General features: G+C 59.9%; 16 protein-coding genes and 1 tRNA gene. 12 read left to right on the top strand and 5 right to left on the bottom strand.

Annotated elements, in window-relative coordinates; genetic code table 11:
- Positions 1-18: 18 nt before the first annotated feature.
- On the bottom strand, positions 19-804 hold the full coding sequence (gene otsB / locus ACX80D_RS10040) for a trehalose-phosphatase (RefSeq protein WP_459322521.1): 786 nt from the start codon (positions 802-804) through the stop codon (positions 19-21).
- Entirely contained in the window at positions 794-2,251 is a 1,458-nt protein-coding gene (locus tag ACX80D_RS10035) for an alpha,alpha-trehalose-phosphate synthase (UDP-forming) (RefSeq protein ID WP_459322520.1), read from the bottom strand. Before ACX80D_RS10035 ends, otsB begins: the two co-directional genes overlap by 11 nt.
- Positions 2,252-2,434: 183 nt before the next feature.
- On the opposite strand from ACX80D_RS10035, the gene ACX80D_RS10030 reads away from it, so the two are divergent.
- Positions 2,435-3,331 carry a DsbA family protein gene (locus ACX80D_RS10030; RefSeq protein WP_459322519.1) on the top strand — a complete coding sequence of 299 codons (897 nt, stop codon included), beginning with the start codon at positions 2,435-2,437 and terminating at the stop codon, positions 3,329-3,331.
- 161 nt (positions 3,332-3,492) lie between these two features.
- Positions 3,493-3,566, top strand: a tRNA-Thr gene (locus ACX80D_RS10025).
- A gap of 105 nt (positions 3,567-3,671) precedes the next feature.
- Here ACX80D_RS10025 and ACX80D_RS10020 read toward each other — a convergent pair.
- The 3 genes from ACX80D_RS10020 to ACX80D_RS10010 form a co-directional block, all read right to left on the bottom strand.
- Positions 3,672-4,763: a tyrosine-type recombinase/integrase gene (locus tag ACX80D_RS10020; RefSeq protein ID WP_459322518.1), complete on the bottom strand. Its 1,092-nt coding sequence runs from the start codon at positions 4,761-4,763 to the stop codon at positions 3,672-3,674.
- A 141-nt stretch (positions 4,764-4,904) separates the two neighbouring features.
- Positions 4,905-5,120: a helix-turn-helix domain-containing protein gene (locus tag ACX80D_RS10015; RefSeq protein WP_459322517.1), complete on the bottom strand. Its 216-nt coding sequence runs from the start codon at positions 5,118-5,120 to the stop codon at positions 4,905-4,907.
- Positions 5,121-5,240: 120 nt separating this feature from the next.
- Positions 5,241-5,510 (bottom strand): helix-turn-helix domain-containing protein, encoded by a 270-nt coding sequence (locus ACX80D_RS10010; RefSeq protein WP_459322516.1) that lies wholly within the window; start codon positions 5,508-5,510, stop codon positions 5,241-5,243.
- Between the two features lie 164 nt (positions 5,511-5,674).
- On the opposite strand from ACX80D_RS10010, the gene ACX80D_RS10005 reads away from it, so the two are divergent.
- From ACX80D_RS10005 to ACX80D_RS09960, 10 genes are all read left to right on the top strand, one after another.
- Positions 5,675-5,989 (top strand): hypothetical protein, encoded by a 315-nt coding sequence (locus ACX80D_RS10005; protein WP_459322515.1) that lies wholly within the window; start codon positions 5,675-5,677, stop codon positions 5,987-5,989.
- Positions 5,990-6,053: 64 nt separating this feature from the next.
- Positions 6,054-6,554 carry a hypothetical protein gene (locus ACX80D_RS10000; protein WP_459322514.1) on the top strand — a complete coding sequence of 167 codons (501 nt, stop codon included), beginning with the start codon at positions 6,054-6,056 and terminating at the stop codon, positions 6,552-6,554.
- A gap of 519 nt (positions 6,555-7,073) precedes the next feature.
- Positions 7,074-8,003: a hypothetical protein gene (locus ACX80D_RS09995; RefSeq protein WP_459322513.1), complete on the top strand. Its 930-nt coding sequence runs from the start codon at positions 7,074-7,076 to the stop codon at positions 8,001-8,003.
- 25 nt (positions 8,004-8,028) lie between these two features.
- A complete protein-coding gene (locus ACX80D_RS09990) occupies positions 8,029-8,757 on the top strand; it encodes a hypothetical protein (RefSeq protein WP_459322512.1) in 729 nt (242 codons plus the stop codon).
- Positions 8,757-9,857 (top strand): C40 family peptidase, encoded by a 1,101-nt coding sequence (locus ACX80D_RS09985; RefSeq protein WP_459322511.1) that lies wholly within the window; start codon positions 8,757-8,759, stop codon positions 9,855-9,857. The genes ACX80D_RS09990 and ACX80D_RS09985 overlap by 1 nt, the downstream gene beginning before the upstream one ends.
- A 406-nt stretch (positions 9,858-10,263) precedes the next feature.
- Entirely contained in the window at positions 10,264-10,542 is a 279-nt protein-coding gene (locus tag ACX80D_RS09980) for a hypothetical protein (RefSeq protein ID WP_459322510.1), read from the top strand.
- Between the two features lie 487 nt (positions 10,543-11,029).
- The gene (locus ACX80D_RS09975) at positions 11,030-11,602 is read left to right on the top strand and encodes a hypothetical protein (protein ID WP_459322509.1); all 573 of its coding nucleotides are present in this window, start codon (positions 11,030-11,032) and stop codon (positions 11,600-11,602) included.
- Between the two features lie 66 nt (positions 11,603-11,668).
- The gene (locus ACX80D_RS09970; RefSeq protein WP_459322508.1) at positions 11,669-12,355 is read left to right on the top strand and encodes a copper resistance CopC family protein; all 687 of its coding nucleotides are present in this window, start codon (positions 11,669-11,671) and stop codon (positions 12,353-12,355) included.
- A 67-nt stretch (positions 12,356-12,422) separates the two neighbouring features.
- The gene (locus ACX80D_RS09965) at positions 12,423-13,037 is read left to right on the top strand and encodes a copper chaperone PCu(A)C (protein WP_459322507.1); all 615 of its coding nucleotides are present in this window, start codon (positions 12,423-12,425) and stop codon (positions 13,035-13,037) included.
- Complete coding sequence (locus ACX80D_RS09960; protein ID WP_459322506.1) at positions 13,034-14,293, top strand: Dyp-type peroxidase; 1,260 nt, start codon at positions 13,034-13,036, stop codon at positions 14,291-14,293. Before ACX80D_RS09965 ends, ACX80D_RS09960 begins: the two co-directional genes overlap by 4 nt.
- Positions 14,294-14,376 lie beyond the last annotated feature (83 nt).

The raw sequence follows: 14,376 nt of genomic DNA, 5'->3' as shown, positions 1-14,376 counted from the left end.
GGCATGGGGAAGGTCACATTACGGATTGAGGTGCTTGGTGCGGGCTGCAAGAAGTAGTTCCAGTACGGCCGGGAGCTGATCGGGGCTGGCGATGCGGAAGGGTGCGGCCGTGGTGCCAGGCCCTACCTTGATGCCGAGATCGCCCGGGAGCAGCGCGGCGAACGCGAATTCGTCCGTGATATCGTCCCCGGCGAAGAAGGTTGCGGTGGCGCCGGTGAAGTTGCGCAGGGCGCTCACGCTGCCGCCCTTGTTGGCGTTGACCGCTGAAATTTCCAGCACTTTCTTACCCGTGGTGAGGTGCAGATCGGCTGTGGACTCAAGCTCCTCCCTGACAAGGGCGACGGCGGCCCTTCCGTCTGCCTCTGTGGCCAACCTGTAGTGAAGCACGACGCCGGCCGGCTTTTGTTCCGCTGTGGTCCCCGGAAAACGCGAGGTGGCATGAACCACCGCGGTGCGTGCCGTCTCCAACGCAGTCAGCTGCATGGCAGTGAGTTCCAAGGGAGGGGAATCCGGGCCCCACCAGCTTTCCGCGCCGTGGCTGCCCACCAATAGTGTCGGTGCCGGGGGAGTGGCCACCGCACGCAAACTGGCCAGGGCGCGCCCAGAGATGAGGGCCGTCGTCGTACGCGGGAGTTGGGCGAAGGCCACCAGCGCTGCGGCCGAGCTGGGGAGCGGGCGGGCGTCTTCTGCGCGGCTGACAATGGGTGCCATGGTGCCGTCGAAGTCCAAGGCCAACAGCAGATGGGGCGTGCTGGCCAGGGCGGTTAGTGCGGAGCGGAGATCAGCCGGTAACTCAGCTGTCATCGCGGACTGCCTTTGCGGCCAAGGTGCTCAAGAAGTCCTCGCTCCAACGCTGGACGTCATGAGCGAGAATTTGCCGGCGCATGGCGCGCATACGGCGGGCGGCTTCGGCCTTGGGCAAGGAGATGGCCTGCGCCATGGCTGCCTTGAGTCCGTCAATGTCATGCGGGTTGATGAGCAAGGCTTGCTTGAGCTGATCGGCGGCGCCGGTGAACTCACTCAGGACCAGGGCACCGGTGTTATCGCCACGGGCCGCGACATATTCCTTAGCGACTAGGTTCATACCGTCGCGCAGGGCGGTGACAAGCATGACGTCGGCGGCAAGGTAAAGCGCCACCATTTCCTCCACAGGGTAGCTGTGGTGCAAATAGCGCACGGCCGTGTTCTGAATGGTGTCGTGCTGGCCGTTGATGCGGCCCACCATGCCTTCAACATCTTCGCGGAGTTGTTTGTAGGTTTCCACGCGCTCGCGGCTGGGGCTGGCCACCTGAATCAGGGCTGCATCCTCAACCTGGACAACGCCGTCGTCGAGCAATTCGCCGTAAGCCTTGAGGCGGTGGGTGATGCCCTTGGTGTAATCGAGCCGGTCCACGCCCAGCAGGAGGGTTTTGGGGTTGCCGAGTTCTTCGCGGATTTGCTGTGAACGGGCAATGACGTCCGGGTTTTCGGCGAGAGCCGTAATCTGGCTAACGTCAATGGAGATGGGGAACGGCTCGGCCCGAGCAATGTGGGTGATGGTGCCTGTTGAGTCCTTGACGTGGACCTGCCGTGCTTTGACGCCGGCGCCGAGGAAGCGGCGGGCTGAGCGCAGGAAATTAGCGGTGTCGTTGGGGCGCTGGAAGCCAATCAAATCGGCGCCGAGCAGGCCTTCCAAGATGGCTTTGCGCCACGGCATCTGGGCGAAGATTTCCGGTGAGGGGAAGGGGATGTGGTTGAAGAAACCAATCCGCAGATCCGGGCGCAGGGCGCGCAAATACTGGGGGACCAGCTGAAGCTGGTAGTCCTGCACCCAGACGGTGGCGTTGGGTGCGGCTGCGTTCGCAGCCGCTTCGGCGAAGCGTTTGTTGACCACTTGGTAGGTGTCCCACCAGGTGCGGTGGAACTCGGGGGTGGCAATGACGTCGTGGTAGAGCGGCCAGAGGGTGGAGTTGGAGAAGCCCTCGTAGTAGAGCTCTACCTCATCCTCGGAGAGGGGGACGGGGAAGAGGTCCATGTTGCCGTGGTGGAACGGCTCAAGGGTCTCATCGGCGGCGCCGTGCCAACCGATCCATGCGCCGTCGCGCGTAGCCATGACGGGGGCCAACGCGGTGACGAGCCCACCAGGAGAACGCCGCCAGCCGTCGTCGGACTCTTCCTGAGGGACACGGTCAACCGGCAGGCGGTTGGAGACCACAATGAAGTCTGAATTGCCGTTGGCCTTGGTGGCCTTGGCAGCGGAATTTTGAGGCACGTGCAGCTCCCTGGGGTAGAACTCGGGTTAGAGCTAGCCTATCTGGTGGGTCCTCGCTGGTGACATAGGGGGTCTCTTTGGAGATAGCGCGTCATCATTCGGACTTCTCCAAGGTTCGTCTCATAGGATTAGCGATAACCGGCCGTACCACGGCTTTTTTCATGCCCAAGAACTTGAGGAATTATGAGCTCTAAAAACGAACCGCGGTTAAACAAAGCTGAACGCACCTCCCAGGCGCGCGAGCAGGCGAAGATCATTCGTGATGCCCAGCTGAAGAAGGAAAAGCGGAATGGTTGGTTGATTCGTGGTGGTGTTTTGGCGGCGGCCGTGGCCATTATCGTCATCATTGCTCTGATTGTTATTAACACGCAGAAGGCCAATGAGCCCATTGCCTCCACGGGTCCGGTGCCTGCGAGCATGAACGCTTTTGGTGGCGTGACGCTGGGCAAGGGTGGCGAGGTAGTGCCGCCGGAGACTCCGGCGGCGGACGTGGACATGGAGCAGCTGCCGCCCGCGCCGACTGCTCCTCCGGCCGAGATTGCGGACCCGGCAGCGCTGGGCATCAAGGCTTCTGCATCAGGTGAGCCCGCGCAGATGGTGATTTACGTGGACTTCATGTGCCCGGCATGTAAGGGTTTTGAGGAGGCCAACGGTGCTCAGATTGATGAGCTGCGTGAAGCCGGCGAGATCACTGTTGACTACCGTGCATTGAACTACCTGGACCGTTTCGCCATGGGCACCAACTACTCCTCACGCTCAGCCGCAGCGGCCGCGTGTGTAGCTGATGTTTCGCCGGATAAGTACAAGGCGTACTTTGACTCCTTGTTCACGAACGCTCCTGAAGAGAACAGCAAGGGCCTGAACAACGCCAAGCTGGTTTCACTGGCCACCGAGGTGGGAGCGGCGGATATCAGCAGCTGTGTTGATAGCAAGACGTACCGCCCCATGGTTGCGTACTCCAGTGCGCTGGCTTCCACGAGCGGAGTTAATGCAACACCCACCGTGTTCCTAGAAGGCCAGCAGTGGAAGGAAGGCCAGTTCCCGGCATTCGTCCAGGGCATTCTGGACGCGAAGAAGTAGGGACTTTGGGTTAGGTTGCTGGTTTAGCTTGCTTTGTTAGTTGGATTAGCGTGCTGACCGGCTCTCCTGCGGTGGCCAGTTTAGGGGTGGCGCTCGCAGGGGAGCCGGTTTTTTGTTTTCTGTGCTCCTGCGGTAACCTTGTGAAGCGCTTGATTGCGTTTGCCTCCTTAGCTCAGCTGGCCAGAGCACCGCTCTTGTAAAGCGGGGGTCATCAGTTCGAATCTGATAGGGGGCCCAAAAAGCCCGGAATGACGGGGATTTTGGTTGTTGAAATGGCCCCGAAAGGGGCCATTTTCAACTTAACACGCCATAAACACGCCATAATGGGTCTCGATTTTCGTTACTTTTCATCGTTTGGATCGGTCGGTGACGGCTCTTCCTTCGGGCTGAACGCGTCCATGACCGCCCTAGTGTCCAAGGCTTCTTGGTACTCCTCAATGTAGTGCTCCTGGGTCATCGAGACCTTGGAATGGCCGAGCTGATATGCGGCTGCTTCGGGACCCATCGTTCTGGCAATCAGGGTTGCGCTTGATTTCCTGAGAGTCCTAAATGTGACCCACTCATACCCGATGGCATCGGCAGCCTTGCGCCAGATTTTGCCGATGTTGTTCGGATCGCAGATGGTTCCGGTGGACGATGGAAAGATCAAATTCATCGGATTCGGCGAGCCGCTTTCCTTTTGGCGCTCCTGCCGGATCTGAAGCTGCTTCACAAGAAATTCAGGGGCTGTGACACGGCGAACGCCGTGTCGGGACTTGGGATGATCTTGGATCCGTACACCGCCCGTGCTTGTCCGGATAACGGTTGCATTGATAAACACAGTCGGCAGAGCGGCATCCAGTTTGACGTCGTCCCAGTGGAGAGCAAAGAACTCTCCAGGGCGCAGTCCGGTATGGACCAGGAAGTCCGCTATCTCATGGAGTTCGTGTGTGCGCGGCCTGCCGAGGGCTGGCGCCTGTTCCCAACCGATGAGCTTGCTGCGCAGATCTTGATATTGCTCCGCGTTGAGGCCTTGGGGCTTCGCTTTCTTGTTGCGAGGGATCGATATCCCGATCACAGGATTGACGGTGACGGCGTCGTGGCGCAAGGCCACTTTGAACATCCAAGACAGCACGGCGCCGCAACTCCTGGCCGTTGAAGGCCCCACATCTTCGACGACTTTTCGAATGAAGTGATCGATCACGCCCGAGGATGCCTCGCCAATCCGGATTGAGCCGATCGCCGGGGCGATGTACTTCGTGATGCAGTAGGCGTATTTGTCCTTCGTGCGCGACGCCTTGTCGGATCCTTCCAACTCAACGAGGAACACCTCAATGAGCTGATTGATCTTGTTTGTGGAAGTCACCAGTCCATTTCTCGGAGTCTGGCGATCGACAAGTTTCTTCTGCAAGCTGCGGCGCGCCTCTGCTGCAGAAGCGCCGCGAGCTTCCACCTTCCGAAGCTTCCCATCCCAGTCACGGTAGTGGGTGCGTGCGCTCCATGACTTCGCCGCGGTGCGATCGGTGATGATTGATCCCCAAGCTCCGAGGGGAAGTGGTTTTCTGCTCATGTCACGACAACGCCGACTCGAGCGTCACGGATCGGATCGGAGGGCGAGCCAAGCGTCGAAGTCTGTCCGGCTCACGCGTAAATGCCGACCAATCCGGTAGGCGTGTGGCCCGATGCCCTTTGCGCGCCATTGGTAGAAAGTCTGCAGTGGAATCTGCAGTTCGTGGCAGATCTCAGTGGGGGACAACCACTCGGTGGCTTCTGAGTCGGTGCGGCTGCTGTGGTGGGTGTAGATGGTCATCGCGGTGCCTTCCCTTCGGTGTTGCCAACGGTCAAGCATCGGCAAGTATGACTAGATAGCTACTCATAGTCAGGAAAGCGATTTTCTCCATGACCGAGGGGAGGGTGGCGTCCGTTCTGTTCAGATTCCTAATCCCAGGAAATAGCGCACCTGTGCCATCTCTTGGAAAATTTGGGGTGCGTCGGAGGTATAGATTGAGTTGAAATTATCAGGAATTGCCTCACTTGCCCGGACAAACCCAGCTCTCGTTAGCCGCTCAAGTTCCCGATTGACCACGTCCTCGGTCAGGGACAGTGCGTTGGATATGTCAGGAGCCGGGGCAGGGCCATGTGTGACCAGCATATGTAGGATGCGGCTTCGGGTCAGGTTCATCAAAATCGACGGTTCCATGGAAAACACTCCCAGAAGGCTACCTGCAGGACGGTGTATACCCGTCTACTCTGCATAATTTACTCTCACTCGGTCATGGTGTAAATGCCCAAAATCCCCATGACTCCGTATAAGACGCCGCCGTGACACGGCGATTCCGGTCAATTCAGAGGGAGACGGATGACATGACCAATCATCCTCAAGTTGAAGCTTTCGTAAGCGCTGCGGAATCCATGCGCGGAAACCGCTATTGGGCAAGGGATCCACAGGAACAAATCGATTTTCTTACTGCGCTCCGTGATGTTCTTACGGAAGTTTGCTTCCATCTTGATCGGAACCAGTTGCTCAATCACGATGGTCTTCGTGCCTTTGCTGCCAGCTCGGGCACTCCAAATGGGGTGCCGTGGCTGGCGCCCAGCTCCGAGACGGTGCTCCTGCCCGAATTAGACAATGCAATTCAGCGTTGTCTTGCGGGGCTTGAAGGCACAGATAATACTTGAGAGGACACGACGATTCGGCTCGGGATCGTCGGCGAGTCGACGCCATTATCGTGAGGAGCCTGGCATGAGCGCTGGAAGTGGCAATCCTCAAGACCAACCATCGCCCCAAATGGCCCTCTCTAGGCGCCTGAACCTTCTTTTGGATGCTGCTGCAGAAAAACGTGGCTATGACGTGACTTTTCGTGAGGTCCAAGATCGATTGGCTGAACGAGGCGTGAGCATGTCCCGTGCCCGTTGGTTCTACATGAAGGACGGAACGAGGGCGCTGGTCACCGACAAGAAGGTTTTGACAGCCATCTGTGAGTTGTTTGACGTTGATTCGTCGTATCTGCTGGATTTAGGCTCCGACGTGCTTCCCAGAAGCATTGAGGCAAGGCTTGAATTTGTTAAGGCCTTGAGGGTGTCGCGGGTGCAAGCCTTTGCCGCGCGCACACTTGCCGACGTTGCACCGGAAACGCTCGAAGCCATTACCGATTTTCTGAAGCACGGTATGACCGTAACGGCTGATGGTGCTAGCGAGTCGGTTCCGTCAAATACCGAAGTTGGGCATCCAGAAGGGCTTTGACGCGGTCAGGGTTAACTGAATACCTCGGTGCACGACCGTGCCTGCGCCCTGGTTCAACGTCTGCACTGACAGCGCCGGCTTCTTCAAGAAGTATCAAGTGTTTGGCGACGCTTGCCTCGCTGGCGCCAACGTTGGCCACGATTTCGCCGCGTGCGTTCGGCCCGTTTTCCAATAGGTAGCGGATGATCTCGGTGCGCGCTCGATTACCAAAGGTGGCGACCGCCAGCTCGACTTCGTGTGGCCAATCTGAGGCTATTGGCTGCGTAATTCGGGGCATGGCTTCATTCTGCCTCATAGTTGTCCACAGGGTAAGAGAGACCCCGTTGACAATATCTCTTTGATACCTTGACAATAGTCTTATGACCTTTTGAAGTGAGTCGCCCGCAATCGTTGATTCCGTTCCGACCCACGGGACCCGGCTAATGCCGGGACGATCCTGCCGCCACCAACGGTGTCCCCAAGATCTTCTGCACAACGTCTGACGGCGTAGAGCTTGATATTCAGTCAACGCATGAAGCGGTGATCATCATGGGTCCTTGGACCAACGACGCAAATGAAGTACCTATCGACGGGGCGGTCGATCAGTCCCTGGGTCGGCGGCCGGAACCCGACATCCCTATCGACCAGCTGATGAGGGCCGTCGAGGGTGTTCGTCCCTATGTGAAGATTCATCTGGCACGATATGGGTTCTTTGACGACGTGAACGACGTCTTGCAGGACATTCGGGTTGCAGCGTGGGAGGGGACAGTAAACGGCAGCTATCAGGCCTTTCCCGGGGTGAAGTTTGATGCCTGGGTCCAGGGGATCGCTTGCAACCTGTGCGCCGACCATATCCGCCGGAGCATATCCAGGTCGACTCTGCCGTTGTTCGACCAATGCGAGTCCGGTTTTCAGAGCCAGATTGATGTCCAGTTGGCACGCCTCGATGACCAAGTCACCAATCATGTCTGGGCCACGGACGTTTTGCAGTTCGTCAAGGCACACGTACCCGATCGCACTTGGGATCTGGCCGTTGCCAGTCTTGCTGACGGGAAGGCGCAATTCACGGCAACCAACAATGATGCGTCCGCCGGCATGCGATGGCAGGCCGTTTTCGTAGTTCGCCAGATGGCTCTGACGGCGAGTCGGGCCCTAGATGTCGATCCACAATTGGTTGTTGACCTGGCCTCACTACGTAAGGCTACCGTCGGATCTCTTTCAAATCCGATGCTCCAACTCATCGCGGAGCGTATCGTCCTGCCATCGGTACTGGGCAAGGCACGTGCTGTGGCGGTCGCTGAGGTCGCGCAAGAGGCTGGTGTCAGCGTGCGCTACGTCAAGGTGCAGATTGGTCTGACACGGAACCTTGTTCAGGCAGCCGCGGAAATTTTGCGGGCAGGGACAGGGATCGAAGGTGCTGTCATTGAAGCGACTATCAGCCCGACGGTCCACACCGTGTCCAAGGCTTAACTCCTCTAACAAATGAGGTGTGACCATGAAATTGAAATCGCTGGCACATAGGAACGGGACAGGCCGACACCGGCCATGGATCCTGCTGTTGGTGACTGCTGTGGTTATCGCTGGGATTGCGGCGGTGCTCTCAATCCGCCCCCCGGAGGTCGCCCCCGTTGCAAGTGCCCCGGTGTCATCGGTTCCGGCTGCGGTCGCAAGCCCTATGGCCACAGCGACCGCGGTGGAACCGTCGACCATGACAAGCTCGCCCCCGGATCAATCGGCTGTCCCAGATGGCGAGCCTTCAACTTTGGACTATCGTCTGCTGGCCAACATAGCTGCCCGCACCATCTACACATGGGATACACGAGCGGCCACGTATTCGGAGACGTACGGGAGGCTTCGCAGTTGGTGGCATGTGCTGCCAGATGGTTCAAACCCCCTGACCATCTTCTCGCAGCAGTTCGAAGCCACAGGGACCAATGCGGCAGCCTATGCGTCGTTGACTGGAGCGAAGGGATATCGAACTGCACAGCCTGTGAACTCATCGTGTGACGAGCAGCTGGCACAATATGTCCAGCAGCCTCCACCCTGGGTGGGATTGCACGTGTGCACCGTGACCTTGAACGTCGTGGAGCATGCGACGTCTGGAGTTAACAAATACACCGCACCGATCAGCATCGTCGTCAATTGTCCGCCTGCCGTATCTGCCCCAGCGGACCGCTGTGACATGGTGGCTTTCTACGCTGCGCCTGAGCGAATTGTCTACTGATGCCAGCCCCGGCGCTCCTCCTCGGCATAGTCAAGAAACGTGCGGCCCTCAAATTAGCCGGGGCGGCGTTCTCTGCGATGGTGCTGTGCTGCGTTATGGCGCTTTGTGGATCCATTGCCCTGGTAGCTTTCGGCGCTCAAAGCTCGACGGCGGCGTGTATAACGGTCGCTGCTGGCGGCTCGGGCCAGGCGGTGACGATCACTGTGCCTGACAGTCCGCCCACCACATTGAGCCAGTCGCAGGTGACCGTGGCCCAAGCCTACATAGCAGTGGGCCGTGCCCGATCAGTCCCAGGCAACGGGATCGTGATTGCGTTGATGATGGCGTTACAAGAGTCCAATATGCAAATGCTGGCCAATTCATCCGTCCCTGAATCATTGCAATATCCGCATGACGGCGTGGACAGTGACCACGATTCGGTCGGGAGTGCCCAACAGCGCCCGTCAACAGGATGGGGGAGTGTCGCGGAGCTCATGCAACCCGCCTACAACGCTGAAGTCTTCTATGGCGGGCCACAGGGGCCCAACCATGGATCGCCTCGAGGGCTTCTTGATGTTCAGGGTTGGGATCAAATGGACAAGGGTGTGGCAGCTCAAGCGGTTCAGGGATCTGCTTTCCCAGAAAGGTACGCCCAGTGGCAGGCCGAGGCAGAAGCAATCCTGAAAGCCTTGGGATCGTCAACCGTTCCGGCGGACTGCACTGCAAATAGTTCGGGGCCGCCGCAACCAACAATGCCAGCCGACTTGAGTCAACTTCGACGTGCGATCATCGCGTATGCCCAGGAGGGAGTCGGCGGTGCATATGTCTGGGGTGGGACTGCCTTCAAAGCGTGGGACTGTTCCGGCTATGTGCAGTGGATCTATGGGAAGGCGGGGATCCAGCTGCCGCGTACGGAACAGTGGACAGCCGGCGCGGTCACTGTAAGTCCACAGCCGGGTGACCTCGTCGTACAGAACCCCGATGGACCAAACCACTGGGGTCACGTCGGCATCTACGCCGGGAACGGCATGATGTACAGCGCGCTGAACCCGGCCGTTGGCACGTTGCTACACCCTGTGGCGTGGAACAGCCGATCGGCATATTTTAGGATGGTGCCCTAGAAATGGCTTGCAACTATGGAAATGACGAAGCAGCCGTCACCACTAGGGACTACAACGGCTTCCCAGACCATAAAAGGGCGTTCAGCCTCGGGAATCGGACCCCATAATGCTGTTGTGTCATGATTAGATGACATGCTTTATGGCGGGATGACTTTTGAGACGTATCGCGCCCCGAAATTCATTTTCGTATGCACAGTCTTCATATGCCCGTAAGGGGAGCGCCCTGTGGGACAGTATCTTGAAGCGGCTCGTCGAAGATTCACAGATATTTTTGTTGGCTAGATGGCGTCTGAATACACGGATTGAATCATCTAACTACCCTAGAAGATGGCTGTGGGTCGCGGCCAGGTTGGTTTTGTGGCTGACCGGGCCGCGTTCGGTTGGCGAGCTAGCGGGGAACCGGTGGGTGAAATGGCTCCCCCTCGTGGGTGCGGCACGTGTTCCGGAGGTCCCGTTCAACGGCATGAGCCCGGCAGGCAACAACGACTACATCAAGTGCGATCTTGCCTACGCCGGCCGATCCGGCCCGCCCTTCTCCGACGACGCGACCAGCGCGATCCGCCTCGCCTCACAAGGCTACCCCCGGCGTGAACAACCTCGCCATCTCCGCACTGCTCGCCGCGTACTCCGGTCAAAAGAGCGTGGTCGACCAAGCAGCCGCGCAATCGATGACCAGCGAGGCTAACGAATGGCCCCAAAGCACCCGGTACCCATGCTGGTCACCATGACCACGAACGCTCGGCCAGGACAACCCGGCGGGGCGTTTCCACACTCCCGCCGTCGCCAAACAAAACGGCGCCCACATAGGCAAATTACGCGACGGGTAACAATGGGGCTACGTTGCCCCGTTGGGGGCGGGGTCAGGGCAACGCGACCCAGGTCACCGAGGTGCCAGCGGCCGGTGGCAACTCCCTCGGCATAGGGACTGGGCTGCTGTGTCGGGGCTGACCACGGTTCGGGGAACATCGGCGGCGGAGGCAAGTGCGGAAATGGTTTTGAGTCCCCTCTGGAGTTGCCAAGAGCTTCACCATTTCCGGTCCAAACATTTCGACACTATGTAGAACTGTGGAAGACTAGGCCGTGGCCGGACATGCCCGGCCATCGGTTTCGACGGGGAGGCAGAGATGGCGTCAGGCGGGGTTCGCCTTGCGCGCGGTTGGGCTGGCGCGTCCGTGGCAACCTTTCTCTCCGTGCTCTCACACCTGATGGCTGGCGGTGGCCCGCCCCAAACGGCCGTCCTCCTGCTGTCACTGGCACTCTCCGGACTGGTCTGTACCCTGTTGGCCGGCCGCGTTCTTTCGCTGTGGCGGCTGGTTGCCGGGGTGACACTGAGCCAGGCCGTGTTCCACTGGCTCTTCAGCGCCGACGCGGCCATGGCAGGCACCACCGCGATGATGCCCCAGGGCGCGCACGCGGTCCATGAAATGACCGCCATGCCTGTGCTGAATGTGGCTGGCGGCGGAGCTGCCATGCAGCATGACATCTCCGTCATGTGGCTGTGCCACGCGATTGCCGCTGTCGCCACCGTGGCAGTGCTGCGCCACGGCGAGGTCACCGCCGTCCGCCTATTGCGAGCCCTGCGAATGCGACTCGTGCGGTTGCTGCCGGCATTCCGACCTCTGGCACTGTCCCCCACCTCACGAATTCAGCCTGCCAGTTGGCCTGTTCTGGTTCTGCCTAGCTTTGGCGTCCTGCTGCTTGCCATGCGACATCGCGGCCCTCCGGCACTTTCCCTCCTATCCTAAACGCCCAGCGTTTTCATTTCGGATGCCCTGTCTGACCATGGGTTCATGGCAGGGCGGGAAGCAACTATGTCTAAAAATAATTTGAACACCTCTCTGCAGCAGGACGGACGGCAACGCAATATCCCTGCAGTATGTGCCGCGATATTTGCAGCCCTGCTGTTGTGCCTGGGCTTTTCCCTGGCCACAGCGCCGGGAGCCGCCGCTCACGACCAAATAGTTTCCACCAACCCCAAGCCAGGGGAGCATCTCGCTGCGTCCCCGACAGACCTGGAGTTCATCTTCAGTAACTCGCTGATGAGCCTCGGAAACGAGGTTCGGGTCATGGATGCCACGGACAAGGACTGGGCCAGCGGCACCCCGGCCCTCAGCGGCGAGAAAATGACCCAGCTACTGGCAACGGGCATGCCCGACGGCGAATATCTGATCCGTTGGCGGGTGGTCTCAAGCGACGGCCACCCTATCAGCGGCACGCAAACGTTCCTAGTCGGAGACCCAGTAGCGGCAGGGGCCGGGGCAACGCCTGCTCAACAGACGAATGAGTCCCCCACAGCGGAACCGAAGTTGCGCTCACAGTCCAGCGAACCCGCAACGGCCACCCCGGCCGTCGCCGCGCCCTCCCCACAAGATGGCAGTCCACGGCCGCCTGCCGAGAAACTCATCCCCGTGGGAATCGGGGCGGCAGTTGGACTGGGCGCATACGTTGCCTTCATCGTCATCCGGCGCGCACGGCACTCCACCAAACAAGCCAACTAATCGCCAATCTTCCCGACTGGAGGCTGCACACCGCGGCCCCGCCGGCATTTCGTACAGGAGCAACACCATGAAAAAATCCATCGCATCCAACGGTAAATCCCTGCGCTTCACCGCGCTAACACTGGCAGCGGCCGCGTCGCTGGCCCTCACAGCCTGTGGGGCCTATGACGAAGAGCGTGCCGCTGCCTCAGCTTCGGACAGCCCCGTGGCCTCCGTCACCACCTTGGTGGTCAGCGAGACTTGGGCGAAGGCCATGGATTCGGGTATGTCGTCCGCGTTCGGCACCATCAAGAACCTCACCGGCCAAGACATCACCATTCTGGGTGCCAGTTCCGCCGCCTCAAAAACGGCCGAACTCCACGAAACCGTCAAGAGCACTGACGGGGCCATGAAAATGCGGCCCAAGGAGGGCGGTCTCACCGTTCCTGCCCACGGCGAAGTTATCCTGGCACCCGGGGCCGAGCACATCATGATGATGGGCCTGGCCACGCCTCTGCAAGCCGGAGATAATGTGACCATCAAGCTCGAGCTTTCCTCCGGTGACGACCTGAACTTCACCGCCCAGGTCAAGGACTTCTCCGGCGCCAATGAGGGCTATGGGGACATGGACCAAGAAGGCACGGACCAAGAGAACATGGACCATGAAGGTATGGATGGCCCCACCCCAGCCGATGCCAAATGACGAAACCCACCACGACCGGGATGGCCCCGAAATCCGAGACCACGACCAAGGGTGCCGTGCCACGACGACACCTGTTGTTCGGCGGCGCGGCCGTCGGGATTGGCGCCCTGGCTGGTGCGGCAACGCTGCTTCCGGGCGGCGCAGAAAAAGACGGGGTGCCGCCGTCTGACACGGCATTGCACGGGTCCGCAACGGTGCCCTTCTACGGGGCGCGGCAGGCCGGGATCAGCACGAATGCGCAGTCGCACGCGGCCTTTGTGGCACTGGAGCTTCACCCGGAACTACCCCTCGCCCGGATCCAAGCGCTGTTGCGGCTGCTGACGGACGACGCCGCCCGCCTCACCCAAGGCCGGGGTGCCTTGGCGGACACCGAAGCCGAACTCGCGGCCAGCCCGGCCCGGCTGACCGTAACGTTCGGCTTCGGCCCACGGCTGGTGGAGATAGCCAGCACCCAACAGAAGCCTGCCTGGCTCAAACCGCTCCCGGCGTTTTCCATTGACAGGCTGCGCCCGGAATTCAACGACGGCGACCTTCTGCTGCAAATATGTTCCGACGATCCGATGACCGTGGCCCACGCCCAACGAATGCTGCTGAAGGACTCCCGCAGCTTTGCCACGGTGAAGTGGGTCCAGCAGGGCTTCCGCCGCGCCCATGGCACGGAGCGACCCGGCACCACCATGCGGAACCTCTTTGGTCAGGTGGACGGCACGGCGAACCCGCCACTGGACACCGGCTGGCACGAGGATGTGGTGTGGGGCCGGGAGGAGATTTCGCCATGGATCGAGAACGGGACGTCGCTGGTGATCAGGCGCATCGAGATGAACCTGGACACCTGGGATGAGCTGGACCGTTCGGGGCGGGACGCCTCCGTGGGCCGACGCATGGACAACGGGGCTCCGGTGACCGGTACGGATGAATTCGACGAACCGGATTTCGAGGCGCTGAATTCCACCGGGTTCCCGGTCATCGAGGATTTTGCGCACATGCGCCGGGCACGGCCCGAGAACCCTGTGCAGCGGATTTTTCGGCGTGGTTACAACTACGACGGCGCACCGGGTCCCGGGGACATCTCCGGGTCAGGGCTCATTTTTGCCTCGTACCAAGCTGACGTTGAACAGCAGTTCACGCCCATCCAGAAACGCTTGGACGAGCTGGATCTTCTCAACACGTGGACCGTGCCCATCGGCTCTGCCGTGTTCGCGATTCCGCCCGGTTGCGGCGAGGGAGGGTTTATCGGCGAGCAACTGTTTACCTGACCCACACTTCCTGCTTCAAACGCTCCAGTACTCAGAGCTGGAGCGTTTGCGTCTAATGGCCGTTTGCTGATGAGACTCTCCCC

It is taken from the genome of Arthrobacter sp. Sr24, from assembly GCF_054511175.1.
Note: the sequence above shows the minus strand (reverse complement) of the source record. Positions and strands in the feature narration are given on the sequence as shown.

Excerpts from the sequence above, each read along its gene's own strand:
- otsB (WP_459322521.1), bottom strand. The coding sequence starts at position 804 with ATGACAGCTGAGTTACCGGCTGATCTCCGCTCCGCACTAACCGCCCTG.
- ACX80D_RS10030 (WP_459322519.1), top strand. The coding sequence starts at position 2,435 with ATGAGCTCTAAAAACGAACCGCGGTTAAACAAAGCTGAACGCACCTCC.
- ACX80D_RS10015 (WP_459322517.1), bottom strand. The coding sequence starts at position 5,120 with ATGACCATCTACACCCACCACAGCAGCCGCACCGACTCAGAAGCCACC.
- ACX80D_RS10010 (WP_459322516.1), bottom strand. The coding sequence starts at position 5,510 with ATGGAACCGTCGATTTTGATGAACCTGACCCGAAGCCGCATCCTACAT.
- ACX80D_RS10005 (WP_459322515.1), top strand. The coding sequence starts at position 5,675 with ATGACCAATCATCCTCAAGTTGAAGCTTTCGTAAGCGCTGCGGAATCC.
- ACX80D_RS10000 (WP_459322514.1), top strand. The coding sequence starts at position 6,054 with ATGAGCGCTGGAAGTGGCAATCCTCAAGACCAACCATCGCCCCAAATG.
- ACX80D_RS09990 (WP_459322512.1), top strand. The coding sequence starts at position 8,029 with ATGAAATTGAAATCGCTGGCACATAGGAACGGGACAGGCCGACACCGG.
- ACX80D_RS09985 (WP_459322511.1), top strand. The coding sequence starts at position 8,757 with ATGCCAGCCCCGGCGCTCCTCCTCGGCATAGTCAAGAAACGTGCGGCC.
- ACX80D_RS09970 (WP_459322508.1), top strand. The coding sequence starts at position 11,669 with ATGTCTAAAAATAATTTGAACACCTCTCTGCAGCAGGACGGACGGCAA.
- ACX80D_RS09965 (WP_459322507.1), top strand. The coding sequence starts at position 12,423 with ATGAAAAAATCCATCGCATCCAACGGTAAATCCCTGCGCTTCACCGCG.
- ACX80D_RS09960 (WP_459322506.1), top strand. The coding sequence starts at position 13,034 with ATGACGAAACCCACCACGACCGGGATGGCCCCGAAATCCGAGACCACG.